The organism is Streptomyces sp. NPDC088766, assembly GCF_044750845.1.
Classification (GTDB): domain Bacteria; phylum Actinomycetota; class Actinomycetes; order Streptomycetales; family Streptomycetaceae; genus Streptomyces.
In genome coordinates this window covers 456,259-479,936 of sequence record NZ_JBIVKQ010000002.1, presented here as the reverse complement: position 1 = coordinate 479,936, position 23,678 = coordinate 456,259, and the positions used below count along the sequence as shown (strand labels likewise).

The 23,678-nt window shown below is 72.7% G+C and carries 20 protein-coding genes and 1 pseudogene; 8 read left to right on the top strand and 13 right to left on the bottom strand.

The features are described from left to right. Positions 1 to 144 precede the first annotated feature (144 nt). The gene (locus tag ACIP5W_RS04945) at positions 145 to 1,377 is read right to left on the bottom strand and encodes an FAD-dependent monooxygenase (RefSeq protein WP_401466996.1); all 1,233 of its coding nucleotides are present in this window, start codon (positions 1,375 to 1,377) and stop codon (positions 145 to 147) included. A gap of 210 nt (positions 1,378 to 1,587) precedes the next feature. Between ACIP5W_RS04945 and ACIP5W_RS04940 the strand changes: the two are divergent. Together ACIP5W_RS04940 and ACIP5W_RS04935 are read left to right on the top strand one after the other, a co-directional pair. Further along, positions 1,588 to 1,725: pseudogene (locus tag ACIP5W_RS04940) on the top strand (tyrosinase family protein); the annotation flags it as partial. A gap of 109 nt (positions 1,726 to 1,834) precedes the next feature. Then, entirely contained in the window at positions 1,835 to 2,287 is a 453-nt protein-coding gene (locus ACIP5W_RS04935; RefSeq protein ID WP_401466787.1) for an SRPBCC family protein, read from the top strand. A gap of 15 nt (positions 2,288 to 2,302) precedes the next feature. Here the strand turns inward: ACIP5W_RS04935 and ACIP5W_RS04930 are convergent, their stop codons facing one another. The 7 genes from ACIP5W_RS04930 to ACIP5W_RS04900 form a co-directional block, all read right to left on the bottom strand. Further along, positions 2,303 to 3,010, bottom strand: a complete 708-nt coding sequence (locus tag ACIP5W_RS04930; RefSeq protein WP_401466784.1) for a ribonuclease H — start codon at positions 3,008 to 3,010, stop codon at positions 2,303 to 2,305. A gap of 470 nt (positions 3,011 to 3,480) precedes the next feature. After that, a complete protein-coding gene (locus ACIP5W_RS04925; RefSeq protein WP_401466993.1) occupies positions 3,481 to 4,479 on the bottom strand; it encodes an MASE1 domain-containing protein in 999 nt (332 codons plus the stop codon). A 59-nt stretch (positions 4,480 to 4,538) separates the two neighbouring features. Further along, positions 4,539 to 5,390, bottom strand: coding sequence for a PP2C family protein-serine/threonine phosphatase (locus tag ACIP5W_RS04920; RefSeq protein WP_401466781.1), 852 nt, complete (start codon positions 5,388 to 5,390; stop codon positions 4,539 to 4,541). 426 nt (positions 5,391 to 5,816) lie between these two features. Continuing rightward, on the bottom strand, positions 5,817 to 7,457 hold the full coding sequence (gene pgm, locus ACIP5W_RS04915) for a phosphoglucomutase (alpha-D-glucose-1,6-bisphosphate-dependent) (protein WP_401466778.1): 1,641 nt from the start codon (positions 7,455 to 7,457) through the stop codon (positions 5,817 to 5,819). 111 nt (positions 7,458 to 7,568) lie between these two features. Then, positions 7,569 to 7,916, bottom strand: coding sequence for a PRC-barrel domain containing protein (locus tag ACIP5W_RS04910; RefSeq protein ID WP_401466775.1), 348 nt, complete (start codon positions 7,914 to 7,916; stop codon positions 7,569 to 7,571). Between the two features lie 144 nt (positions 7,917 to 8,060). After that, positions 8,061 to 8,378: a hypothetical protein gene (locus tag ACIP5W_RS04905; protein WP_401466772.1), complete on the bottom strand. Its 318-nt coding sequence runs from the start codon at positions 8,376 to 8,378 to the stop codon at positions 8,061 to 8,063. Positions 8,379 to 8,712: 334 nt separating this feature from the next. Next, on the bottom strand, positions 8,713 to 8,889 hold the full coding sequence (locus tag ACIP5W_RS04900) for a hypothetical protein (protein WP_363089968.1): 177 nt from the start codon (positions 8,887 to 8,889) through the stop codon (positions 8,713 to 8,715). A gap of 199 nt (positions 8,890 to 9,088) precedes the next feature. Here ACIP5W_RS04900 and ACIP5W_RS04895 point away from each other — a divergent pair, with 199 nt between their 5' ends. Further along, the gene (locus ACIP5W_RS04895; RefSeq protein ID WP_401466768.1) at positions 9,089 to 9,757 is read left to right on the top strand and encodes a lysophospholipid acyltransferase family protein; all 669 of its coding nucleotides are present in this window, start codon (positions 9,089 to 9,091) and stop codon (positions 9,755 to 9,757) included. Between the two features lie 125 nt (positions 9,758 to 9,882). Here ACIP5W_RS04895 and ACIP5W_RS04890 read toward each other — a convergent pair whose 3' ends face one another. Beyond that, the gene (locus ACIP5W_RS04890) at positions 9,883 to 10,914 is read right to left on the bottom strand and encodes a LacI family DNA-binding transcriptional regulator (protein ID WP_401466990.1); all 1,032 of its coding nucleotides are present in this window, start codon (positions 10,912 to 10,914) and stop codon (positions 9,883 to 9,885) included. 335 nt (positions 10,915 to 11,249) lie between these two features. Between ACIP5W_RS04890 and ACIP5W_RS04885 the strand changes: the two genes are divergently transcribed. The 5 genes from ACIP5W_RS04885 (at position 11,250) to ACIP5W_RS04865 (ending at position 18,828) form a co-directional block, all read left to right on the top strand. Then, complete coding sequence (locus tag ACIP5W_RS04885; RefSeq protein ID WP_366056382.1) at positions 11,250 to 12,176, top strand: sugar ABC transporter permease; 927 nt, start codon at positions 11,250 to 11,252, stop codon at positions 12,174 to 12,176. 4 nt (positions 12,177 to 12,180) lie between these two features. Further along, positions 12,181 to 13,128 carry a carbohydrate ABC transporter permease gene (locus ACIP5W_RS04880; protein WP_401466764.1) on the top strand — a complete coding sequence of 316 codons (948 nt, stop codon included), beginning with the start codon at positions 12,181 to 12,183 and terminating at the stop codon, positions 13,126 to 13,128. Positions 13,129 to 13,217: 89 nt separating this feature from the next. Beyond that, positions 13,218 to 14,555 (top strand): ABC transporter substrate-binding protein, encoded by a 1,338-nt coding sequence (locus tag ACIP5W_RS04875; RefSeq protein ID WP_401466761.1) that lies wholly within the window; start codon positions 13,218 to 13,220, stop codon positions 14,553 to 14,555. Positions 14,556 to 14,628: 73 nt separating this feature from the next. Then, complete coding sequence (locus ACIP5W_RS04870; RefSeq protein ID WP_401466758.1) at positions 14,629 to 16,671, top strand: beta-galactosidase; 2,043 nt, start codon at positions 14,629 to 14,631, stop codon at positions 16,669 to 16,671. A 123-nt stretch (positions 16,672 to 16,794) separates the two neighbouring features. Then, on the top strand, positions 16,795 to 18,828 hold the full coding sequence (locus tag ACIP5W_RS04865; protein ID WP_401466755.1) for an RICIN domain-containing protein: 2,034 nt from the start codon (positions 16,795 to 16,797) through the stop codon (positions 18,826 to 18,828). 88 nt (positions 18,829 to 18,916) lie between these two features. Here ACIP5W_RS04865 and ACIP5W_RS04860 read toward each other — a convergent pair whose 3' ends face one another. Genes ACIP5W_RS04860 through ACIP5W_RS04845 form a run of 4 tightly spaced genes read right to left on the bottom strand, consistent with a single transcriptional unit; the run spans position 18,917 to position 23,638 of the window. Continuing rightward, positions 18,917 to 20,500: a CHAD domain-containing protein gene (locus tag ACIP5W_RS04860; RefSeq protein ID WP_401466753.1), complete on the bottom strand. Its 1,584-nt coding sequence runs from the start codon at positions 20,498 to 20,500 to the stop codon at positions 18,917 to 18,919. 28 nt (positions 20,501 to 20,528) lie between these two features. Then, complete coding sequence (locus tag ACIP5W_RS04855) at positions 20,529 to 21,431, bottom strand: STM4011 family radical SAM protein (protein ID WP_401466750.1); 903 nt, start codon at positions 21,429 to 21,431, stop codon at positions 20,529 to 20,531. 9 nt (positions 21,432 to 21,440) lie between these two features. Beyond that, positions 21,441 to 22,814 carry an STM4012 family radical SAM protein gene (locus ACIP5W_RS04850; protein ID WP_401466747.1) on the bottom strand — a complete coding sequence of 458 codons (1,374 nt, stop codon included), beginning with the start codon at positions 22,812 to 22,814 and terminating at the stop codon, positions 21,441 to 21,443. Next, positions 22,811 to 23,638: an STM4013/SEN3800 family hydrolase gene (locus tag ACIP5W_RS04845; RefSeq protein WP_401466987.1), complete on the bottom strand. Its 828-nt coding sequence runs from the start codon at positions 23,636 to 23,638 to the stop codon at positions 22,811 to 22,813. The genes ACIP5W_RS04850 and ACIP5W_RS04845 overlap by 4 nt, the downstream gene beginning before the upstream one ends. Positions 23,639 to 23,678: the final 40 nt, after the last annotated feature.

The following is a 23,678-nucleotide window of genomic DNA, read 5'->3' as shown; positions in this document are numbered from 1 at the left end:
GCAGTCTGTCATCCGTGACGGCCGGGTGCGGAACCGGCCGGTCCGGTCTGTCACCTGCGGTTCGTCCGTCGGCGCGGGCCGGACGGTGGGGGTGCCCGGACCGCCGGGCCGCGGCGGTCGGCGGTCCTCCCGGTGGGGCCGTGCTCAGCGCGGGGTGCCGTGGGGCTGCTTCCGGGCGGCCGGGGTCCTGCTCTGCGCGGTCCTGGCGAGCCGGGGGCCGAGCCAGCGCTTGAGGCGGCGCAGGGCTTCGAGCTGCCCGGCGGCCTTGTCGAGCCGGTAGTACAGCTGGGGCGGGACGTAGGGCAGCAGGGGCGAGTGGCGCTGCCCGAGCAGGGCGAACATCTGCTCCGGGGGCAGGTCGATGTAGCGGTCGAGGTTCTCGTACCACTGGGCGCTGTGCCGGGCGGCGCTCTGCGGGGTCAGCAGGGCCGCGGTGCGGTCGCGCTCGTAGCGGGTGAGGGCCTGGGGGAGGCCGGGGCTGTCCCGCAGGGCGTCGGCGAGCGCGAAGGCGTCCTCCAGGGCGAGGGTGGTGCCGGCGCCGATGGAGTAGTGGGTGGTGTGGGCGGCGTCGCCGAGCAGGACGACGTTGTCCCGGTGCCAGGTGCGGTTGGTCAGGGTGCGGAAGGTCAGCCAGGCGGCGCCGCCGTCGCCGCAGGCGCGGCCGATCAGGGGGTGGCCGTCGAGAATGTGCGCGAACAGCTTCTCCAGCCGCGCCGTTGCGCCGGCGTCCTCCGCCCGGTCGAGGCCGAGGCCGGTCCAGGTCTCGGGGGAGCACTCGATGACGCAGGTGCTCCGTTCGGAGCTGAACGGATAGCCGTAGCACCAGATCCAGCCGTGGCCGGTCTCCACGAAGGCGAAGGTGAAGGAGTCGAAGACCTTGGTGGTGCCGAGCCAGACGTACGGGTTGCGGCCGGAGGTCAGCCGGGTGCCGAAGTGCCGGGTGTGGCGGGTGCGCAGGGCGCTGTGCACGCCGTCGGCCGCGACGACCAGATCCGCCTCGGGCAGGGTGTCGGGAGTGATCTCGCGCTCGAACTCCAGGCGTACGCCGAGTGCGCGGGCGCGGGCGGCGAGGATCTCCAGGAGCTTGTGGCGGCCGATGCCGTGGCCCTCGTCGCCGGGCTGACGGGTCACCAGGTCCCTCACGTGGGCGACGCCCTGGTTCCAGCGGACGGAGTTCTCCTCGACGGCGCGTGCCGACTCGGGGTCGCGGGCGTGGAGTTGGTCGAGCAGTCCCCGCCAGTAGGTGACGCCCCAGCCGTAGGTCGAGCCCTCCGGGTCGCGTTCGTGGACGGTGATGTCGTGGGACGGGTCCTGCCGCTTGAGCAGGATGGAGAGGTACAGGCCGGCGGGCCCGCCGCCGACGCAGGCGACCTTCACGCGCACCCCCAGGAATGACGAATTGTGGCCGATCGACGACGCACAGTAGCAGCAGTCGCGGCCGGTCACGGTGGGACCTCCTTCGCGATTCCATCACTTTCTCCACGTGAGCCACACCACCGGCGGAGCGGTCGCGCGCGAAGGATCACCGCAAGGACCCCTCCGGGGAGAGGAATTGCCCCTGCCGGGGCCGACGGCACCGATACGACACGGCACCTGGGATCGGGGTACGTCCCGGCGGCGGGCACCCCGGACGTGGTGGACCCGCACGGGACCATGAAGCCGTGGAACGACACCACCCCGGCGGACCTGCTCGACCACACCCCTCGCCACGCGTTCGACTCCGCCTGGCACCCCTCGCCACGCCTTCGACTCCGCCCGACCGCGGCCGGATTGGCCACCGGGGTCACGGGTACCCGAGCGCCACGTACCCGCCGAGAGCGAGGAGGAGACGACCGTGACGCAGGTCGAGGAATCCATCGAGGTCAGTGTCCCGGTGCACACGGCCTACAACCAGTGGACGCAGTTCGAGACGTTCCCCGAGTTCATGGGCGGGGTGGAGCGCGTCGAACAGCGCACCGACACGCTCACCCACTGGGTCACGGCGGTGAACGGCGTGCACCGTGAGTTCGACGCCGAGATCACCGAGCAGATCCCGGACGAGCGGGTCGCCTGGACGACGGTGGCCGGACAGGCCCGGCAGGCCGGCGTTGTGACCTTCCACCGCCTCGACGACGACCGCACGAAGGTCATGCTGCAGCTGGAGTTCGAACCCGAGGGTCTCGCCGAGACCGTCGGCGACAAGCTCGGCTTCGTGAAGCGGCAGACCAAGGGCGATCTCAAGCGCTTCAAGGAGTTCATCGAGGAGCGCGGTCTCGAGACCGGCGGCTGGCGCGGCGCGGTCGTCTGACCGGTGCCGCCCAGGTCACCCGGCGGCCGCCGTGCGGCAGTCCGGGTGGCCCCAGCCCTGATCGTTCTTGGCGATCGGTTCCCCCGACGCGTAGGGCCGCCCGCACACGCAGCGGCCGGGGAACTTGGCTTTGATCGTGCGGGCGGACGAACCGCCGGGCCGCCGGGGCGACGTGCCCCCGGCGGCCTTGCGGCGTGCGCCGGACTTCGCCGGGACGTCGGGGGCGGGGGGCGGCTCGGGCGAACCGAGGGCGCTGCCCGCCGGCTCCTGGACGATCGCCGCCTGGCTGGCGGCCCGGTCCGCGAAGTCGTTCAGCTTGTCGCCGTCCACCTGGTGGGCGGGCACGTAACGGAAGTCGACCGTGCGGCCGTCGAGCAGTTCGTCGATGCGCACGACCAGGTCCTGGTTGGCGACCGGCTTGCCCGCGGCGGTCTTCCAGCCGTTGCGCTTCCAGCCGGGCAGCCAGGTGGTGACGGCCTTCATGGCGTACTGCGAGTCCATGCGGATCTCCAGCGGTACGTCCGGGTCGACCGCCGCCAGCAGGCGTTCCAGGGCGGTGAGTTCGGCGACGTTGTTGGTGGCCTTGCCGAGCGGGCCCGCCTCCCAGCGGGCCGGTGCCTCGGCGCCGTCGGAGATCACCCAGGCCCAGGCCGCCGGACCGGGGTTTCCCTTCGAGGCCCCGTCGCACGCGGCCACCACTCGTTCACGCATGCGCACGATCATGCCATGCCCCGGCCGGGGCACTCCGAGGGAGCCCGTGACTGCCCCGCGGATCCTCGCCGCGGTGGCGGCGGTGTCCTGGGCGGCGGGGTGGCGGCACCGTGCGGACCGGCCCTCGGGGCCGGAAACGGGCGGCGCGACGACGGCGACCGTCTCGCCGCCCCCGTGGGCCGGGGTGCGGTCGTCGCGATCCGCACCGGGCCGGAAGGCCCTCACCCGCTTCGAGATCCCCCGGCCGGGATCTCCGTCACCGACCTGCGTGGACAGAACACCTAGTGCTGTGACCGGAAAGGTTCACCGGCTCGCGACGTCCGGCACGGCTCCCCCACGCTCGGCTTCGCTCGCGCGGGAGGGGCCCCCACCGCCGCGTTGTCGCATCACCCGAGTACATCCGGTACGCGGGCAATGCTCCGCCTTGCGATGCACCGCACCGGGCGCCGCGAGCTTTCCGGCAAACCTTTCCGGCCACAGCACTAGGGTTCGCGGGGCGGATCGTCCGGCGTCCCCTTCTGGGACCGGCCGTACGGCATGTCGCCCGCCGTGAGGTGTTCCAGGACCTCGGCCAGTTCCTGGCAGGCCCGCTCCACCGAGCGGCGGGTGTTGCGCTGTTCGGTGATGACGGCCGAGAGCAGCAGGGCGGTCAGGGCCATGGTGCCGTTGAAGGCCTGGAGTTTGCCCATGACCTCCGTCCGCGTCAGGTGCGCGAAGGGGCCGACTCCGTCGGTGGCCGCGACGGTGGCGAGGACCGAGGTGAACAGGGCGCACAGCATGCTGCCGGCGAGCTGGAAGCGCAGGGCCGCCCAGATCAGCAGCGGGTAGACGAGGAAGAGCACACTGACGGAGCTGTTGGTGGCCAGCGGGATCACCGCGAGGGCGATGACGGCCAGGCCCGTGGCCTCCTTCCAGCGGGTCAGGGGCGGCGGCCGACGGGCTGCGTGCACGACGAGCAGGACGGGCGTGACGATGAGGACGCCCATCGCGTCGCCGACCCACCAGGCCAGCCAGACGGGCCAGAAGGCGTGCGCGGGCAGCTGGTCGGTGAGGACGAGGACCCCGACACCCACGGTCGAGCTGATCAGCATCGCGGTCAGCGCCCCGAGGAACACCAGGGCGAGACCGTCGCGCAAGCGGGAGAGGTCGTTGCGGAAGCCCACCCTGCGCAGCATCAGGCAGGCGCAGACGGGGGCGGCGGTGTTGCCCGCCAGGTTGAAGACGATGGCGGGGTCGGGCGAGGTGATCGACAGGATGACGAGCAGCGCCCCGAGCGCGATCCCGGCCCAGCAGCGCAGTCCGAGGATCAGCAGGCAGGCGACGGCGACGCCGGACGGCGGCCAGATGGGGGTGAAGATCGCGCCCTCGACGACGAGCTGCCGCAGCAGGCCCAGCCTTCCGGCCGCGTAGTAGCAGGCCGCGACCGCCGCCGTCTCGGCGGCGAGGACGGCCGCCCGGCGCAGATCGCTGTCACCCACCACAGCAGCCATCAGACACCGGGCCCGTGCCCACGGCGAGGCGGGGGGCGCGGGGACCGGCCCTATGGCTGAACGTGCGGTCCCCGTTCGTCGTCGTCCACCGCGTCGCGTCCGACGACCAGGACGGCCGCGTCGTCCTCGTGCCCGACGCGCTCGGCGCCCCTCATCACGGCGGTGGCGAGGGCAGGGGCGTCCAGGCCGGCGCCGGCGGCGACACCGGCGAGCCGCACGGCCTGGTCCAGGCCCTCGTCGACGCTCATCGAGGGCCCCTCCACGACGCCGTCGGTGAGCAGGACGAACACTCCGCCCCGGGTGAGCCGGTAGCGGGTGACCGGGTACGTCGTCCCCGCCAGGACGCCGAGGGGCGGGCCGCCGTCGTCCTCGGCGATGCCGGACCTGCCGTCCGCGGTCGCCCACACGCAGGGGATGTGACCGGCGCGGGCGCTCTCCAGCACGCCGGTCGACGGGTCGAGGCGTATGAAGGTACAGGTGGCGAAGAGGTCGCCGCCGAGGGAGAGCAGCAGGTCGTTGGTGGCGGCGAGGAGTTCGCCGGGCTCGCCGGTGACGGAGGCGAGGGCGCGCAGGCCGACGCGGACCTGGCCCATGAAGGCGGTCGCCTCGATGTTGTGGCCCTGGACGTCGCCGATGGACAGGCCGATACGGCCGTCGGCCATCCGGAAGGCGTCGTACCAGTCGCCGCCCACGTTGAGGCCGTGGTAGGCGGGCGCGTACCGGACGGCGAGCCGGTAGCCGCGCACGGTGGGCAGGTCCCTGGGGAGCATGCCGCGCTGGAGGGCGATGGCCAGTTCGACGCGGGAGCGCTGCAGCTCCGCGCGTTCGCGCGCCTGGGCGGTGAGCGAGCCGAGCCTGGCCAGCAGTTCGTCGCCGTCGTCCGTCGGGCGCTTGCGGGACATGGCTCCCTCCGGAGAGGACGGTAGCCCCTTCGGGGCGAAATTCACCTTTTACGTTTATTGGATGATACCGACAGGTCCACGGTCGGGAGCGGTGGGCCGAGGCGGGCCGTCCGGGAGCCCGGGGCAGCCGCCGCCCCTGGTCACGGGGATACCGGGCGCCGCCGCGGCGCCCGGCTCTCGGTCCTGCCCCGGAGCGCGCCCGCCCGGGGCCTCGCGCGAAGCAGGACGTCCGCGGCCCCGGGCCGGGCCGCGCCGCCCGCTGCCCCGGCTGCGCGTACGCGGCGCTGCGGTCGGTACCGGAAGGACCGGCACCTGTGGCTGACGCCGTGGACTCGGACGACGGGGCCTCCCGCCTCACCGTCGTCCGAGCCACGGCACGGGCACTACGCGGCACGGGCACCACGCGGCGCGGGCACCACGCGCGCGTCAGCCGCCGAGAGCCGTCATCACCACGTCCTTGGCCTCCTCCTGCACCCGACGGAGGTGGTCGGGGCCGAGGAACGACTCGCCGTAGATCTTGTACACGTCCTCCGTGCCGGAGGGGCGGGCGGCGAACCAGGCGTTCTCGGTGGTCACCTTGATGCCGCCGATGGCCGCGCCGTTGCCGGGCGCCTCGGTGAGGACGCCGGTGACCGGCTCTCCGGCGAGCGTGTCCGCGGTGACCTGCGCGGGCGAGAGCTTGGCGAGCAGCGCCTTCTCCTCGCGGGTCGCGGGGGCGTCGATCCGGGCGTAGGCGGGCTCGCCGAAGCGGGCCGTCAGGGCCGCGTAGTGCTCCGAGGGGGTCTTCCCGGTGACTGCGGTGATCTCGGAGGCGAGCAGCGCCAGGATGATGCCGTCCTTGTCGGTGGTCCACACCGAGCCGTCGCGGCGCAGGAAGGACGCGCCGGCCGACTCCTCCCCGCCGAAGCCGAGTGAGCCGTCGGCCAGACCGTCCACGAACCACTTGAAACCGACGGGCACCTCGACGAGGCGGCGGCCGAGATCGGCGGCCACTCGGTCGATCATGGAGGACGACACCAGGGTCTTGCCGATCCCGGTGTGCTCGGGCCACTGCTCGCGGTGGGCGTAGAGGTAGGCGATGGCGGCGGCCAGGTAGTGGTTGGGGTTCATCAGGCCCGCGTCCGGGGTGACGATCCCGTGCCGGTCGGCGTCGGCGTCGTTGCCGGTGGCGATGTGGAACCGGTCCCGCTGGTCGATGAGCGAGGCCATCGCGTACGGCGACGAGCAGTCCATGCGGATCTTGCCGTCCCAGTCCAGCGTCATGAACCGCCAGGTGGGGTCGGTGAGCGGGTTGACCACGGTCAGGTCGAGCCGGTGCTCCTCGGCGATCCGGCCCCAGTAGGCGACGGAGGCCCCGCCGAGCGGGTCGGCGCCGATGCGGACGCCCGCGGCACGGATCGCGTCCAGGTCCAGCACGGCCGGCAGGTCGGCGACGTACGCGCCGAGGAAGTCGTGGCGGCCCGTGCCGGGGGCGGCGAGCGCCCTGCGGTAAGGGACGCGGCGTACGTCCTTCAGACCGGCCGCGATGATCTCGTTGGCGCGGTCCTGGATCCAGGAGGTCGCGTCCGAGCCGGCCGGGCCGCCGCTGGGCGGGTTGTACTTGAAGCCGCCGTCACCCGGCGGGTTGTGCGATGGGGTGACGACCACGCCGTCCGCGAGGCCCCCCGTACGGCCCCGGTTGTGGGTGAGGACGGCGTGCGAGACGGCCGGGGTGGGCGTGTAGCCGTCGGCGGCGTCGATGAGCACCGTCACGTCGTTGGCGGCGAACACCTCGAGGGCGGTGACCCGGGCGGGCTCGGACAGGGCGTGGCTGTCGGCGCCCAGGAAGAGGGGGCCGTCGGTGCCCTGCGCGGTGCGGTACTCGCAGATGGCCTGGCTCGTCGCGGCGATGTGGTCCTCGTTGAACGCGGTGTTCAGCGAGGAGCCGCGGTGCCCGGACGTGCCGAAGGCCACCCGCTGCGCCGGGTCGGCGGGGTCGGGGTGCAGCGCGTAGTACGCGGTGACCAGCCGGGCCACGTCGACGAGGTCCTCGGGGCCGGCCGGCCGGCCCGCTCGTTCGTGCTGCATGGTCCGTTCCTCCGCTTGGGTTGATCCGTCGCTCGCCGTCCCATCTTTCCTCGTCGGCGGGCCGGTCCGCGAGAGGGCCCGGCCCGCGGCCGCGTGCGGCGACGGCGCGGGTCAGTGTCCCGAACCGTGCCGGCCGCCGAGCTGGTCACGGTGGCGGGGGTCGCCCAGGTACGTGTCCACCTCGAAGACGGGTGCCGACCGCACCTCGTCCTTGGTCCGGGAGACCTGCACGATGCGCGCCCGGTGGTCGACACCCATGACGGCGTCCGCCGGGAGCACCACGTCCTTGCCGAGGAACCAGACGCCGGTGCGCACCACCAGGAACTGCGGGCCGAGGTCGGCCGAGTACTTGCCGATCCTGCCCGCGCGACCGTCCGTGGCGTCCACCTGGTAGCCGGTCAGGTCGTCGTCGGGCGTGTGTCCGGCGGTCGGGACGCTGTGCTCTCGGTATTCGCTCACGATGTCCTCCCTGGGGTCGTGTCCTGGTTCCTGCGTGTGCCCGGTACGGCGCGCGGCAGACGTTCGGGAAGCCGGTTCCGGCGTCCCCGCGCGCGGCGGGCCTTCCGGAAGTCCCTTCCGGCCCGCGCTCGCGCGGGGCCGGGCTCAGATGTCGGAGTCGATGCCCGTGACCGCCGCCGGGCCCAGCGGGGCGTCGCTCTCGTCCAGGCCGGACTCGCGCAACGCCGACTGCGCGAGGAGCCGCGCGCGCTCCTCGGCGTGCGGCGCGCTGTCCGCCTCCACGGTCAGCCGGATGGTGAACGTGTCGTCGTCGTTCAGGGAGAGGGCGTCGAGGTCCTCGGCGTTCCCCATCTGCGTGCGGTGCGGGTCGGCCGGCCTGAGGGAACGGCCGATCCGGGCCCGGGTGTCGGCGTCGACGCCGGTGGTGAAGGTGCCGGGAACGCTGATCACGTAGGTCGTCATGGCGATCCTTTCCTGGGTTGTCTCCTCGCCTACCCCGAGTTCCGCCCGGCCATCGGAACGCTGCCGAACCTGCCCCGATCGGCGGGGTTTCCCGGAGACGAGGTTTCCCGGAGACGGGGTGTCCCGGAGACGGGGTGTCCCGGAGACGGGGTGTCCCGGAGACGGAGAGGTGGCGCGGCACGGGGCCGCCGCCCGGTCCGCACCGCGGCCGATCCGCACCGCGGCCGGTCCGCCCGACGGGCTCCGCAGCGCGCTCGAGCGCCGGGCCGCCCCCTCGCGCACACGTCGGCGGGCCCGCCCCCGGGTTCGGGGGCGGGCCCGGCCGAAGGTGCCTTCAGTGTCTGCGGCCCCGCGCCGACCAGCCCGCGCCGATGCCGCCGACGTGGAGGGCGAGCAGGGTCAGGCCGAGCAGCATGATGTTGGTGGAGGTGAAGGCGTCGTTGGTGGAGATCTCCGCCGCGTTGATCAGAAAGGCGATGAAGAACGCCACCGCCGCGATGATGGCCAGCAAGAGGTCCGTCCCTTCGGGGGTTGGGTGCCGGTGTCGGCCCGGTCGGGTCCGTCATTCTGCGGATGCCCCGGACCGGGCCGTGGACACGGCTCAACTCGCAGAAGTCGTACGGGTGTCTGAGTAGCCGTACTCAGGCGCGGTCGCCGTGCCGCCACGAGACTGGGCTCACTCAGCCGACCCCGACCGGAAAGGGCCCGCCGTGCTCACCCGTGCCGCCTCCGTCCTGGTGCCCCTGTTCGGGCGCCTCACCGTGACCAGTGAACTGCGGATGCGCCTGTCCGCGGGGACCATCTTCGCCGCCAACCACGACTCCCTGGCCGACCCCGCGGTCGTGCTGGCCGCGCTGCGCGGGCTCGGCGTGGAGCCCGTGGTGATGGCGACCGCGGGGCTCTGGCGGGTGCCGGTGCTCGGCCGGGTGCTGGCCCGCGAGGGGCACATCCCCGTCCACCGGCGCTCCGCACGCGCCGCGCACGCCCTCGACGCCGCCGCCGAGGCCCTCGCCGACGGCCGGCACGTCCTGCTCTACGGCGAGGGCGGGCTGCCGGACCGCAGGGACGCGGCGCCCGGCCCGCCGGAGGCCTTCCGCACCGGAGTCGCCCGCCTCGCGCAGGTCTCCGGTGCCCTGGTGGTGCCGGTGGGTCACGTCGGCGCCCGGCGGATCTCCTCGGGTTCGACGGCCAAGCAGATGGCGGGCGCCCTCACGGCACCGCTCCGCCGCCCCCACTGCCACGTCCACGTCGGCGCCCCGATGCGACTCCCCGCGGAGGCCCGCACCGGCACGGCGGCCGCCCGCACCGCCGTCACGGTCGCCTGGCGCACGGCGGCCCGGGCGGCGGGGGAACGGGACTTGGAGCTGGGCCTGGTGTGAAGGGCCGGACCCGGCGGGTGCTGGACGGGGGTCTGCCGGACGGCGGGCAGTGGGGCCGGCCGGCGGGCAGGTGGCAGGGCTGCCGGTCCGCCGGGCAGCAAAGGGCACCCTCCGGCCGGTCCGCCTCAGCCCTCCCCAGAGCCTTTGGCCCGCGGCGGCCCCCCGGAGCCGGCGCCCGGCGGTGGTGCCGTGCTCTCGCGCAGGACCAGGCGGGTCGGTACGAGGGTCGTGCCGCCCGGGAAGCTGTCCCGGCGCATCTTGCTCAGGACCGCCTGCACGCAGAGGCGGCCGACCTCGGCGAAGTCCTGGTGAAGGGTGGTCAGCGGGGGCAGGAAGGAGCCGGCCTCCGGGATGTCGTCGAAGCCGATCACGCTGACGTCCTCGGGGACGCGCCGGCCCCGTTCGTGCAGGGCGCGCAGCAGACCGAGGGCCATCTGGTCGTTGGCGGCGAAGACGGCGGTGCAGTCCTCGCGGGCGGCGAGTTCGAGGCCGGCGCGGTAGCCGGACTCCGCCGACCAGTCGCCCCGGACGAGGGGCGGGACGGGGCGGCCCGCGTCGGTGAGCGCGCCGCGCCAGGCGTCGGCGCGGCGCTGGGCGGCGAAGGACTCCGCGGGTCCCGCCAGGTGCCACACCGTCAGGTGGCCGAGGTCCAGCAGGTGTTGGACGGCCGTGCGGGTGCCGCCCCACTGGTCGGTGTCGACGACGGTGTAGTGGCTGCCGGCGTCGGAGTCGACGACCACGACCTGGACGTGCGGCGGCAGGACGACGGTGGCCGCGTCCAGCAGGTGGACCTCCATGATGACGATGACCGCGTCGACGGCGAGCTCCTCCAGGCGGGAGAACGCGCCGCGCACCTCGTCCTGGGTGGGCACGGCGACCGGCAGCAGCGTCACCGCGTAGCCCTCGGCGGCGGCGGAGGTGGCGATGGCGTCCAGGGTGCGCATGTTGCCGGTCGTGGACAGCGTGAAGGTGATCACGCCTATGGTGCGGAACTCGCCGCGTTTGAGGGCGCGGGCCGCACTGTTCGGCCGGTAGCCCAGCTCCTTCATCGCGGCGAGGACCTGCTGCCGGGTCTCCTCGTTCACACCGGCGTAACCGTTGGACACCCGGGAGACGGTCTGCGAGGACACGCCCGCGAGACGTGCCACGTCCGCCATCGAGGCGGTGGCCCGGCCGCGGCCGCGGGCGCCCCGCTCCTGGACGCCCCCCGCCGGGCCCCCGGCCGTCCCGGCCTCGCCCGCCGGAGCCCTTTCAGCCATCTCCACGCGTTGCCCCCCTCTTCCTCTCGCCGCCGCTTCGAGGGTCTCCGCAGATGACCCTTGACCGTGGTTATCGGGGCAGTGTAGACATGCCGCCATCAGATGTTTACGTAAACATAACAGCTCGCCAGACCTCTTTACGGTGGCTGAATGTTTGCGTAAACATCGTGGCGGTGCACGCGGCACGTCGGCGCGACACCGCCTGTTCCAGGACTGGATGAGCGAGGAACGACATGACGACGCTGCAACCGCCGGTGGCCGCCGAGCCGCGGCCGGCGCCCCCTCCGGCGAAACGGGACCGCCGCTCGTGGACGGGCTGGGGCTTCATCGGCCCCTTCGTGGCCGTGTTCGCCCTGGTCTTCCTGGCGCCGATCGTGTATTCGATCTACCTCAGCCTCTTCCGGGACCAGCTCATCGGCGGCACCCAGTTCGTCGGCTTCGACAACTACACGCAGGCGCTGCAGGACGACCAGTTCTGGAGCGCGCTCGTGCGGGTGTCGCTGTTCCTGGTCGTCCAGGTACCGATCATGCTGGGCATCGCCCTGCTGGTGGCCCTGGCGCTGGACAGCGGCCGGCTCTACGGCAAGAGCTTCTTCCGCATCACGATCTTCCTGCCGTACGCGGTGCCCGCCGTGGTCGCCACCCTCATGTGGGGCTTCATGTACGGCACGAAGTACGGCCTGGTCGGCGACATCAACGGGGCGTTCGACGTATCGCTGCCCGACCCGCTCTCCCCCGACCTGGTGCTGGCCTCCATCGGCAACATCGTCACCTGGGAGTTCGTCGGCTACAACATGCTGATCTTCTACTCGGCGCTGCGCGTCATCCCGAACTCGCTGTACGAGGCGGCGGAGATCGACGGCGCCGGACAGATCCGCGTGATCACCGCGATCAAGCTGCCCGCCATCCGGGGCGCCCTGGTCATCGCGACGATCTTCTCCATCATCGGCAGCTTCCAGCTGTTCAACGAGCCGAACATCCTGCGGCCGCTGGCCCGCAACGCCATCACCACCGACTACACGCCGAACTTCTACACGTACTCGCTGTCCTTCAACGGCCAGCAGCACAACTACTCCGCGACGGTGGCCATCATCATGGGCCTGATCACGATGGTGATCGCCTACGTCGTGCAGCTGCGCGGCATGCGCAAGGGAGCGTGACCCGATGAGCAGCCCTCTCACCACCGCCTCCCCGGCCGCACCCGCCAAGACCCCCGGTCCCGGCCGCGGCGCGCCACGGCTGCGCAAGGCGCGCAGGCACTCCCCCGACAAGCCCAAGCGCAGCGTGCTGCTGACGGTGCTGACCTCGCTGATCGTCGTCTACACCGTCGTGCCGCTGATCTGGCTGGCCATCAACGCCACCAAGACGCAGGCGGGCCTGGCCGACTCGTCCGGGATGTGGTTCGCCGACGACTTCGCGCTGTGGGACAACATCCGCGACACGTTCACCTACCACGACGGCGTGTTCACGCGCTGGCTGCTGAACACCCTGATGTACGTGGTGCTGGGCGCCGGCGGGGCCACCCTGCTGGCGGTCCTCGGCGGATACGCGCTGGCGAAGTTCGACTTCCCCGGCAAGCGCGGCATCTTCGCCACGGTCATCGGCGCGGTGGCGGTCCCCGGCACGGCCCTCGCGGTGCCCACCTTCCTGATGTTCAGCAAGATGGGCCTGACCGACACCCCGTGGGCGGTGATCATCCCCTCGCTGGTCTCGCCGTTCGGCCTGTACCTGATGTGGGTGTTCGCCACCGAGGCCATCCCCACCGAACTCCTCGAGGCCGCCCGCATCGACGGGGCCGGCGAGGCGCGCACCTTCTTCACCGTCGCCCTCCCGCTGCTCGCCCCCGGCATCGTGACCGTCCTGCTGTTCACCACGGTCGCGACCTGGAACAACTACTTCCTGCCGCTGATCATGCTCAAGGACTCGGACTGGTACCCGCTGACGCTCGGTCTGAGCGCGTGGAACTCCCAGGCCGAGACCGTCGGCGGCGAGGTCATCTTCAACCTGGTGATCACCGGTTCGCTGCTCACCATCCTGCCGCTCATCGCCGCGTTCCTGCTGCTCCAGAAGTACTGGCAGTCGGGTCTCGCCGCAGGCAGCGTCAAGGAGTGACCGCGCGGCTCCCCGGCCGCCCCCTCAGCCCCACATCACGCACCACCACCCTCACCCCGTCCCACCCACGAAGAAGTGGAAACACCCTCATGCGCAGAAACACCGGCCGCCTGCTGCGCGGCATAGCCCTCCTGTCCACCGTGGCCCTGGGCGCCACCGCCTGCGGCGGCTCGGACGACGACTCCGCCGAGAAGGCGGTCTCCGCCTCGGACGTCCAGGCGGCCCTGAAGAAGGGCGGCACGGTGACGGTGTGGTCCTGGGAGCCCACGCTGAAGACGGTCGCCGCCGACTTCGAGAAGAAGTACCCGAAGGTCAAGATCAACCTCGTCAGCGAGCGGTCGGGCGACAAGCACTACACCGCGCTGTCGAACGCGATCTCGGCCGAGAAGGGCGTCCCGGACGTCGCGCAGGTCGAGTACTTCGCGGTGAACCAGTACGCCCTCGGCAAGGGCCTCACCGACCTGGCCCCCTTCGGCGCCGACAAGCTGGCGTCCAAGTACACGCCCGGTCCGTGGAACGCCGTGAGCGAGGACAAGGCGGTCTACGGCCTGCCGATGGACTCCGGTCCGATGGCGATGTTCTACAACAAGAAGATCTTCGACAAGTACAAGATCGCCGTCCCGACCACCTGGGACGAGTACGTCGACGCCGCGCGCAAGCTGCACAAGGCCGACCCCAAGGTCTACATCGCCAACGACACCGGCGACGCCGGCTTCACCACCAGCATGCTGTGGCAGGCCGGTTCGCGTCCGTACAAGGTCGACGGCACCAACGTGAAGATCGACTTCAGCGACGCGAAGGCCAAGAAGTACGCGGAGACCTGGCAGAAGCTCATCGACGAGAAGCTCCTCGCCCCGGTCACCGGCTGGACCGACGACTGGTACAAGGGCCTCGGCGACGGCAGCATCGCCACCCTGACCACCGGCGCCTGGATGCCCGCCAACTTCGTCACCGGTGTGCCGAACGCGGCCGGCCAGTGGCGCGCGGCCCCGATGCCGGCCTGGACCAAGGGCGACAAGGCCAGCGCGGAGAACGGCGGCAGCTCGCTGACCCTGCCCTCGCTCGGCAAGAACAAGGAACTCGCCTACGCCTTCGTGGAGTACGCCAACTCCGGTGACGGTGTCCAGACCCGCGTCAAGCAGGGCGCCTTCCCCGCCACCAAGGCGGAGCTGGAGTCCCCCGAGTTCCAGAGCACCAAGTTCGACTACCTCGGCGGCCAGGAGGCGAACAAGATCTTCGCCGAGTCCGCCGCGAACGTCGCCAGCGACTGGACGTACCTGCCGTTCCAGCAGTACGCCCACTCGATCTTCAACGACACGGTCGGCAAGGCCTACGTCTCGAACACCAAGCTCGTGGACGGTCTGAAGGCCTGGCAGGACGCCTCGGTGAAGTACGCCGAGGAGCAGGGCTTCACCGTCGAGAAGTAGGACAGCACCAGACGCAGGGCGGCGCGGACGGACTCCGCGCCGCCCCCGTGCACCACACCCCGGAAGGACCGCCATGATCTCCACCCTCCACTCCCGCCGCCGCGGAGCGGACGGTGACCCCGCCCCCCGACTGGCCTACGGCGCCGACTACAACCCCGAGCAGTGGCCACGGGACGTGTGGGAGGAGGACGTCCGGCTGATGCGTGAGGCCGGCGTCACCGTGGTGTCCGTGGCGATCTTCTCCTGGGCCCGGATCCAGCCCACGCACGACACCTGGGACTTCGGCTGGCTCGACGAGGTCATGGACCTCCTGCACGCCCATGACATCGGTGTCGACCTGGCCACCGCGACCGCCTCCCCGCCGCCGTGGCTGACCACCGCCCACCCGGAGATCCTGCCGGTGACGGCGAACGGCGAGACGGTGTGGCCGGGCGCCCGTCAGCACTGGCGTCCCACCTCCCCCGTCTTCCGCGAGCACGCCCTGCGGCTGGTGCGGGAGCTGGCGGCCCGGTACAAGGACCACCCCGCGCTGGTCGCCTGGCACGTCTCCAACGAGCTGGGCTGCCACAACGTCTACGACTACTCCGACGACGCGGCCCGCGCCTTCCGCGGCTGGCTGCGCGCCCGCTACGGCACGCTGGAGGCCCTCAACAACGCGTGGGGCACGGCGTTCTGGTCGCAGCGCTACAGCGACTGGGAGCAGATCCTGCCGCCGCGGCTGGCCGCCTCGCACCCCAACCCGACGCAGCAGCTGGACTTCAAGCGCTTCTCCTCGGACGCGCTGAAGGACCACCTGCGCGCCGAGCGGGAGATCCTCCGCGAGCTCACCCCCGAAGTGCCGGTCACCACGAACTTCATGGTGATGGGCAACACCAAGGGCATGAACTACGCGGACTGGGCCGACGAGATCGACTTCGTCTCCAACGACCACTACGTCCACCCCGGGCCGCAGGACCGCGACGAGCTGTCCTTCTCGGCGAACCTGACGAGCGGCATCGCCGCCGGGCGGCCCTGGTTCCTGATGGAGCACTCCACCAGCGCCGTGAACTGGCAGCCGGTCAACGTGGCCAAGCGGCCCGGCGAGCTCGCCCGTGACGCGCTGCTGCACGTGGCGCACGGCGCGGACGCGGTCTGCTACTTCCAGTGGCGGCAGTCGGCGGCCGGCGCCGAGAAGTACCACTCGGCGATGGTCCCGCACGCCGGCGCCGACAGCGACCTGTTCCGCGCGGTGACCGCGCTCGGCGCCACCCTGAAGACCCTCGCGCCGGTCGCCGGGACCGAGCGGGAGACCGCCCGGGTCGGCATCCTGTACGACTGGGAGTCGTGGTGGGCCAGCGAGCAGGACTCGCACCCCACCTCCCTGCTCGACTACCGGCAGGAGGCGCTCGACTGGTACTCGGCGCTCCTCGCCCTCGGTGTCCGCGCCGACCTCGTCACCACCCGCGCCGACCTCTCCCGCCACCAGGTGCTGATCGCACCGGTGCTGCACGTGGTCCCCGCCGAGCTGGCCAAGGAGCTGACCCGGTACGCCGAGCGGGGAGGTCACCTGATCACCACGTACTTCTCCGGTGTCGTCGACGAGAACGACCACGTCTGGCTGGGCGGCTACCCCGGCGCCCTGCGCGAGCTGCTCGGCATCCGCGTGGAGGAGTTCGGGCCGCTGCTGGCCGGGGAGAGCGTGGAGCTGGACGACGGGACCACGGGCACCCTGTGGACCGACCGGATCACCGTCGCCGACGCCGACACGCAGGTCCTGGCTGGCTACCGCACCGGTGCGCAGGCCGGACGGCCCGCCGTCACCCGCCGTACCACCGGGGAGGGTTCGGCGTCCTACGTCTCCACCCGCCTCGGCGTCGACGGCCTGGTGTCGCTGCTGCCGCGGCTGCTGGAGCCGGCCGGGGTCGCGAGCGAGCTTCCGCAGGAGGCACGCGGCCGGGTCGAACTGACCGTCCGGCGCGGGGACGCGGGACGCTTCCTGTTCCTGGTGAACCGCACCGACGACACGGTGCCCGTGACCGGACTGGCCGGGGACGTCCTGGTCGGCGCCGGCGGCACCGACGGCGCCCTGGTCCTCGGGCCGCGCGAGGTGGCCGTACTGCGCCAGAGCGCCGGCTGAGGCGAGCGCCACACCCACCGCACGACTCCTCGGCACGGCACGCACCCGTGCCGAGGGCCATGCCCTCCCGCCCCACCGGCGGGAGGGGCCCATGCAGCGACCGCACCGCAGTTGGGAGAACAGATGGCACGCCGTACCCGCAGCAGACGGACCCTCGGGGCCGCCTTACTGACCGCCCTGGCGACGGGGGCCGCCCTGCTCGCCGTTCCGGCGCAGGCCGAGGCCGCCGCGGCCGTCACCGTGACGCCGGACCCGTCGTACCGGCAGGAGAAGTTCGAGGGATGGGGCACCAGCCTCGTCTGGTTCGCCAACGCGACCGGCGACTACCCGGCCGAGATACGCGAGAAGCTCGCGAAGCTCCTCTTCGACGACGACGGGCTGGCGCTCAACATCGCCCGGTACAACATCGGCGGCGGCAACGCCCCGGACGTCGAGGACTACCTGCGGGCCGGCGGCGCCGTCGAGGGCTGGTGGAAGGCGCCCGCGGGCACCACCCGTGAGGACACCGACTGGTGGAGCGCCGACGACCCGGCCGACTGGAACGAGGACGCCGACGCCACCCAGCGCTGGTGGGTCGACCGGATCAAGAACGACATCGACCACTGGGAGACGTTCAGCAACTCCCCGCCGTGGTTCATGACCGTCAGCGGCTACGTCTCCGGCGGGTTCGACTCCGGTGCCGAGCAGCTCAAGCCGGAGTCCGTCGACGACTTCGCCGCCTATCTGGCGGGGGCGACGAAACGGCTGGAGAAGGCCGAGGGCATCAAGGTCGACACGATCGACCCCTTCAACGAGCCGAACACCAACTACTGGGGCACCCGTCTCGGTGCGGACGGCAAGCCGGTCGGCGGCCGCCAGGAGGGCGCCCACATCGGCCCGGCCGTCCAGCAGCAGGTCCTCGCCGCCCTGGCACCGGCGCTGAAGAAGGCGAAGGTCAAGGCGGACATCTCGGCGATGGACGAGACCAACCCGGGCATCTTCGCCACGAACTGGAACTCCTACTCGCAGGCCTCCCGCGACCTCGTCGACCAGATGAACGTCCACACCTACGGCACCGGGCAGCGCACCACCGTGCGGGACCTGGCCAAGGCGGCGGACAAGCCGCTGTGGATGAGCGAGGTCGAGGGCGACTGGGGCGACGGCCAGAGCTTCACCGACATGCGCCCCGGTCTCGGGCTCGCCCAGCAGATCGTGAACGACCTGCGCGAACTGGAGCCCAAGGCCTGGGTGTTCTGGCAGCCGGTCGAGGACCACGACAACATGAGGCCGGGCGGCGAGTCCGCGAAGGGCGGCAACTGGGGCAGCATCCAGCTCCCGTTCAGCTGCACCTCCGAGGACACGCTGGAGTCCTGCCCGATATACACCAACACCAAGTTCGACACCGCGCGCAACTTCACGCACTTCATCAAGCCCGGCGACCGGCTGATCAAGGTGGACGACACCTCCAGCGCCGCCGCCGTCACCGCGGACGGCAAGGGCGCCTCGCTCGTCCACGTCAACAGCACGACCGAGGCCCGCACGGTCACCCTCGACCTGTCGAAGTTCCGCAGGATCGGCAAGGACGCCACCGTCACCCCGGTGGTCACCAGCGCCGACGGCAGGCTCCGGCCGCAGGCGCCGATCGCGGTCGCCGACGGCAGGGCCACGTTCACCGTGCCCGCCCAGTCGGTGACCTCCTTCACCGTCGAGGGAGTCTCCGGCGTCGCCAAGGACGCCCCGCTGATCCGCAAGGGCCACACCTACACGCTGACCGGCGTGCAGAGCGGCAAGGCGGTCACCGTCGCCGCGAACGGCACCGGCCTGGTCCTCGGCACCGGCAACGGCACCGTCGCCCAGCAGTGGCAGCTCGACGCCCGGTACGGCGAGACCGGCGCCCGCCAGCGCTACGTGTTCGCCAACCCGGCCGAGGGCAGGCGGCTGGCCGTCCGTGACAACGTGCCCGTGGTCGAACCCGACACCGGTGAGCGCGACCCCGCCACCGAGTGGATCATGTCGACCACCGGTGACGGGACCTGGACCCTGGTGAACCCCGCCACCGGCCGGGTCCTCGAGGTCGGCGGCCAGGCGACCCACGAGGGCGCCGCCGTCACGACCTGGCCGCCCAACTCCGGCTCCAACCAGCGCTGGAGGGTGACGGACGTGACCGACGCGTCCTGACCCGTGGTACCGCAGTCCCGAGAAGGCCGCGCCCGCACCGTGTCGTCGACGGTGCGGGCGCGGCCCTTCGCGCGCCGGGTGCGGGGCGTCAGGAGCGCTTCGCCCGGCGCCCGCCGCCGCGCTCGGCCGCCCGCCACAGCTCCGGCAGCTCCCGTTCCCGGTCGGCGGCCCCGGCCTGCTCGCGGCCGTACAGCAGCCCCCAGGTGAATCCGGGTTCGCCGGCCCGGTGGGCCGCCACGGCCTGGCGGCGGAGGGTCTCGCGGGCCACGACGCTGTCGTGGTGGTCGCCGAGCGCCTGCTGCACGGCCTTGACGTGCCTGCCGAGGCGTTTCGCGGTGCCGCCGAGGGCCGGCCGGGCCGCCTCGGCCGCGTACCGGACCCGCTTGGCCCCCTTGCGGGCCTGGTGGAGGGCGGCGTCGCGCTCCGGGCCCGTGGGCGTGCGCAGGGCGCGCTCGAGGCGGCGGGCGAGGCGGTCGTGCTCCTTGCGGAGCGCCCCGGGCAGGACCTCGGCCGGCTTCCGGGCGGACTTCGGGCGCAGCGGCGGGTGGGTGGTCAGCCGGTCCAGTGTCTCCAGGAGGGTCACGTAGCGGGGCGAGGACAGTGCCGTGAGAGTGCGGTCGCGGGCCTCGGCCGAGCGGGCGGCGTCCCACATCTGGAGGCGGGCGGAGACCGGGCCGAGGACCAGTTCGCCGGGCAGCGCGTCGACGCCGCCGCGCAGCCGTTCCAGCAGCACCTCCTGGTCGCGTTCGGCGCCCAGTTCACCGCCGAGCCACTTCAGTTCGGCGCGGACCGGCTCGGTGACCGCGCGGTCGAGGAGCGGACGGTAGGAGCGCAGGCAGCTGCGCAGCCGGCGGCAGGCGACGCGCATCCGGTGCACCGAGTCCGGCAGGCCGCGTCGTACGGCCGGGTCGAGGTCGACGATCGCCCGGACCTGCCGGGTCAGGTAGGCGAGCACGTGCGCGCCGGCGGTACCGGGGGTGCCGGCGGTACCGGGGGTGCCGGCGGTACCGGGGGTCGACTGCGGGGCGGGCAGGGCGCCGGGCACGGTGTCGTTCAGGGCGCGGACCGCCTTGGACGGGGCGGCCGAGCGGGTGAAGCCCTCCTTGCCGAGCGCCTTCTCGACCCGCTTCAGCACGGTGGCGGCGGGTTCCTCGGCGACCGCCTCGACCTCCAGCTCCGTCCAGGAGGTGTGGCCGCGGTCGCCGCGCAGCGAATCGGCGCGGACCCGGTCGAGCGTCAGCTCGGCGAGGAGGCCGCCGTCGGCGTCGAGCAGTTCGCGCACGGTCCGGTCGGTGCGCAGGCGCAGCACCGGTTCGAGGCGGGCGCCGCGGGTCCGGGAGAGCACCAGGTCCCGCAGGGCGTCGGGGATGTCGCCCGGGTTGCCGTGATCGTTCGTCCCGAGGGGGGCGCGGATCTCCTCGCGGGTGTCCCCGCCCAGCGGCAGCTTCAGGTGCCAGCCGGCGTCGGAGCCGCCCTCACGGCGGCGCAGGGTGGCAGAGGCGCGCAGCAGGCGCAGGTCGGCGGTGTCGTAGTACACCGCGTCCAGGTCGTGGCGGCCCCCGTCGGCGAGCGACCAGCCGGTGCCCGCGCCGGTCAGCCGGGACAGGCGGGGAAGGTCACCCGCCGCCGGCACCTCGTACTTCCGTTCGATCTCCCGCGTCGACTCGGTCATGCCTACCCGGTTGACACGATCCGCCGGATCAAACCTCCCGCGGGCCCGCGGGCACGGGACTCGGCAGGTCGACGGCGTGCCGGGAGGGCACCGCGGCCGGGATCCGCTCCAGCACGCCGCCCGCGAAGACGTCGTAGAGGGGCAGCGTCTCCAGGTGGACGTAGCCGATGTGGCAGTCGCAGACGGCCAGCGGGCAGGGGCGGGGGCGCAGCGCGGCGCGGTAGGAGCCGTCGTAGAGGTTGCCGAGGGGGGCGGGGACGAAGTGGCAGCGGCGGACCGTGCCCTCGCCGTCGACGGAGACCACGGAGTCGCCGGTGCGGCAGGGCAGGCCGGCACTGGTGTGCGGGTGGCGGCTGTACGGGAACAGCGGGTCGAGGTCCGTCCACCGGGCGGCGTCGGCGTCGCTGTAGGTGTGGCCGTCGGCGGCGTTGATCCACAGGTAGACGTGGTCGGGGAGGTCGGCGCGCAGGCGGCGGGCCGCTTCGAGGTGGCCCGGCAGGCCGACGACGCCGACGCTGAAGCGGATGCCGCGCGTGGCGAGGTCGCGGCACTTGGCGAGGAAGCGGTCGTAGGGGGTCTGGCCGGGGTGGTAGGTGCACCACAGGGCGAGGGTTTCGGGGTCCGCGTCGGCGAGCCAGTCGGTGCGGCAGCTGAGGTTGGTCTGGATGGCGACCCGGCGGATGTGCGGGAGCCGGGACAGGTCGGCGAGGGTGCGCCGGTACCAGGAGCGGACCAGGCCTTCGCCCCAGGGGGTGAACAGCAGGGAGAGGCGGTCGTCGGTCTGCCGCGCGGCCCAGTCGGCGAAGCGCTCCAGGGCGGCGCGGTCGGCGCGGAGCTGTGCGCCGGTGTCGCGCCGCTTGGCGAACGGGCAGTAGGGGCAGTCGTAGTCGCAGGAGGCGAGGGGGCCGCGGTAGAGGAGGGTCAGGTCCATGACCGGTGCTCACTTCCTCTCGTAGGCGGCCATGGCGGCCCGTACGGCCGGGGAGAACAGGGCGGGGCCGATCGCGTCGGAGTGGGCGAGGCCCTCCGGCGTGAGCCGGAGGACGGCCGGGTCGCCGGTCAGCCGGCCCTGGTCGGCGAGGCGTTCGAGTTCGGGGCCGAAGTCGTCGGCGGGGGTGGTGCCGAAGCGGGCCCGGTAGTCGTCGGTGCGCAGGCCGTCGGCCTGGAGGAGGGACTGCAGGAGGTGGCGGCGGCGCGCCTCGTGGCCGTCCATGGCGTGGCCGACCTCGGCGTGGGCGAAGTCGGTGGTGGAGACGTAGTCGTCGATGATCGCGCGGACCTCGTGCATGCCGACGGCGTAGTCGAAGGAGTAGTGCAGGCGGGCCGTGTAGGAGCGGGCGCCGCAGCCGAGTCCGATCATGCCGTCGGTCTGGCAGGCGTAGTCGTCGGCGCCCTGGGAGGGGGCGTCCGTGCGGCGGAACATGCGCATGGACCGCTGGGTGTAGCCGTGGGCGAGGAGGTGGTCGCGGCCGGCCCGGTACAGGCGCAGCCGCTGTTCGTCCCATTCCGGGTCGGGGCCGCCGCGGCGGCGGTCGAGGCCGGTGAGGGGGCGGACGTAGAGGGGGTAGAGGTACAGCTCCTCGGGGCGCCAGGCCAGGGCCGCGTCGAGGGAGTGGCGCCAGGTGTCCTCGGTCTGCCCGTCGATGCCGTAGATGAGGTCGATGTTGAGGACCGGTACGCGGGCGTCGCGGATCCGGCCGAGGGCGGCCTCGACGTCGGCGCGGCGCTGCGGGCGCACGGCGGCGCGGGCCTCGGAGTCGACGAAGCTCTGCACGCCGAGGCTGAGCCGGGTGGCGCCGCGGCCGGCCAGGACGGCGAGCCGGTCGGCGGTGGCGGTGGCGGGCGAGGCCTCGACGGACAGGGGGACGGCACGCAGGTCGGCGCCCATGCGGTGCTCGGCGATGTCGCAGAGGCGGTCCAGTTCGGCCGCGGTGAGGAAGGTGGGGGTGCCGCCGCCGAAGGCCGCGGTGGCGAAGCGCACCTCGTCGGTGTCACCGAGCGCTTCCCGTACGGCGCCGGCCTGGCGTTCGAGCGCGTCGAGGTAGGCGCCGGTCAGGCCGTCGGGGGCGCCGATGCGGGTGAAGAGGTTGCAGAAGCCGCAGCGGACCTCGCAGAACGGGATGTGCAGGTAGAGGGAGAGGGCGTCCTTGGGTTCGGCCGCCCACAGGGTGCTCAGCGCGGGGCGGTCGGGGAGTGCGCGGTAGGCCGTCTTGTGCGGGTAGGCGTAGACGTAGTGCTGGTAGGGGCTGGTGCGGGTGGTCGGCTCGCTGATCGGCTCGGTGGTCGGCTCGGTGGTCGGCTCGGCGGTGGTCATCCGGTGGCCTCCGTCGGACGGGGTGCGGGGTCGAGGAAGAAGTGGGCGTAGGGCACGGTCCACACCGACTCGTGGCCGAGGCGGTGGCCGGTGTAGCCGTCGTCGCCGTAGGCGGTGCCGTGGTCGGAGCAGACGATCGCGAAGCAGCGGCGCCGGCTGCTCGCCGCCGCGAACAGCCGGCCGATGTGCCGGTCGACGTACTCCAGCGCGGCGGCGTGCGACGCGCGGGTGTCTCCGGACTCGCGGGTCGCGCCGGGCAGGTGGAACCAGTTCGGCTGGTGCAGCGCGGAGACGTTGACGAACAGGAACAGGCGCTGTTCGCCGGGTAGTTCTCGTACGACGCGTTCGGCGCGGGCCACCTGGTTCTCGAAGGAGCGGGGCGAGGTGACGCCGAACTCCGGTGCCCAGTGGGACTCGTGGAACAGGCCGGGCAGCACCGAGCCCAGCGGGCCCTGCTTGTTGAAGAAGCCCACTCCCCCGACGCACACGGTGTGGTAGCCCGCCTTCGCCAGGCCGGACACGAGGTCGGGGGTGTCGAAGACGAAGGTCCTGTCGGCGGTGGTCTCGCTGCCGGCGAAGCTCGCCGCGAACAGGCGCGGGTGCGGTCCGGGGGCGGCCGGGGTGGGCAGGAACCCGGCGAAGATCGCCTGGTGGGAGGCGTAGGTGAAGCTGCCGGGGGCGTGCCGCTCCTCCCAGCGGCCGCCGGGGAGGTGGCGGGCCAGGTGGGGGAGGCGGCCGGCGGCGGCGAGTTCGGCGGCGACGTCGTGGCGGAGGGTGTCGAGGGTGACGAGAAGGAGGTCGTGGCTGCCCACCACCTGGTTCATGTCCGGCTGGTCCGGGTCCGGCTGGTCCGGGTCCGGCTGG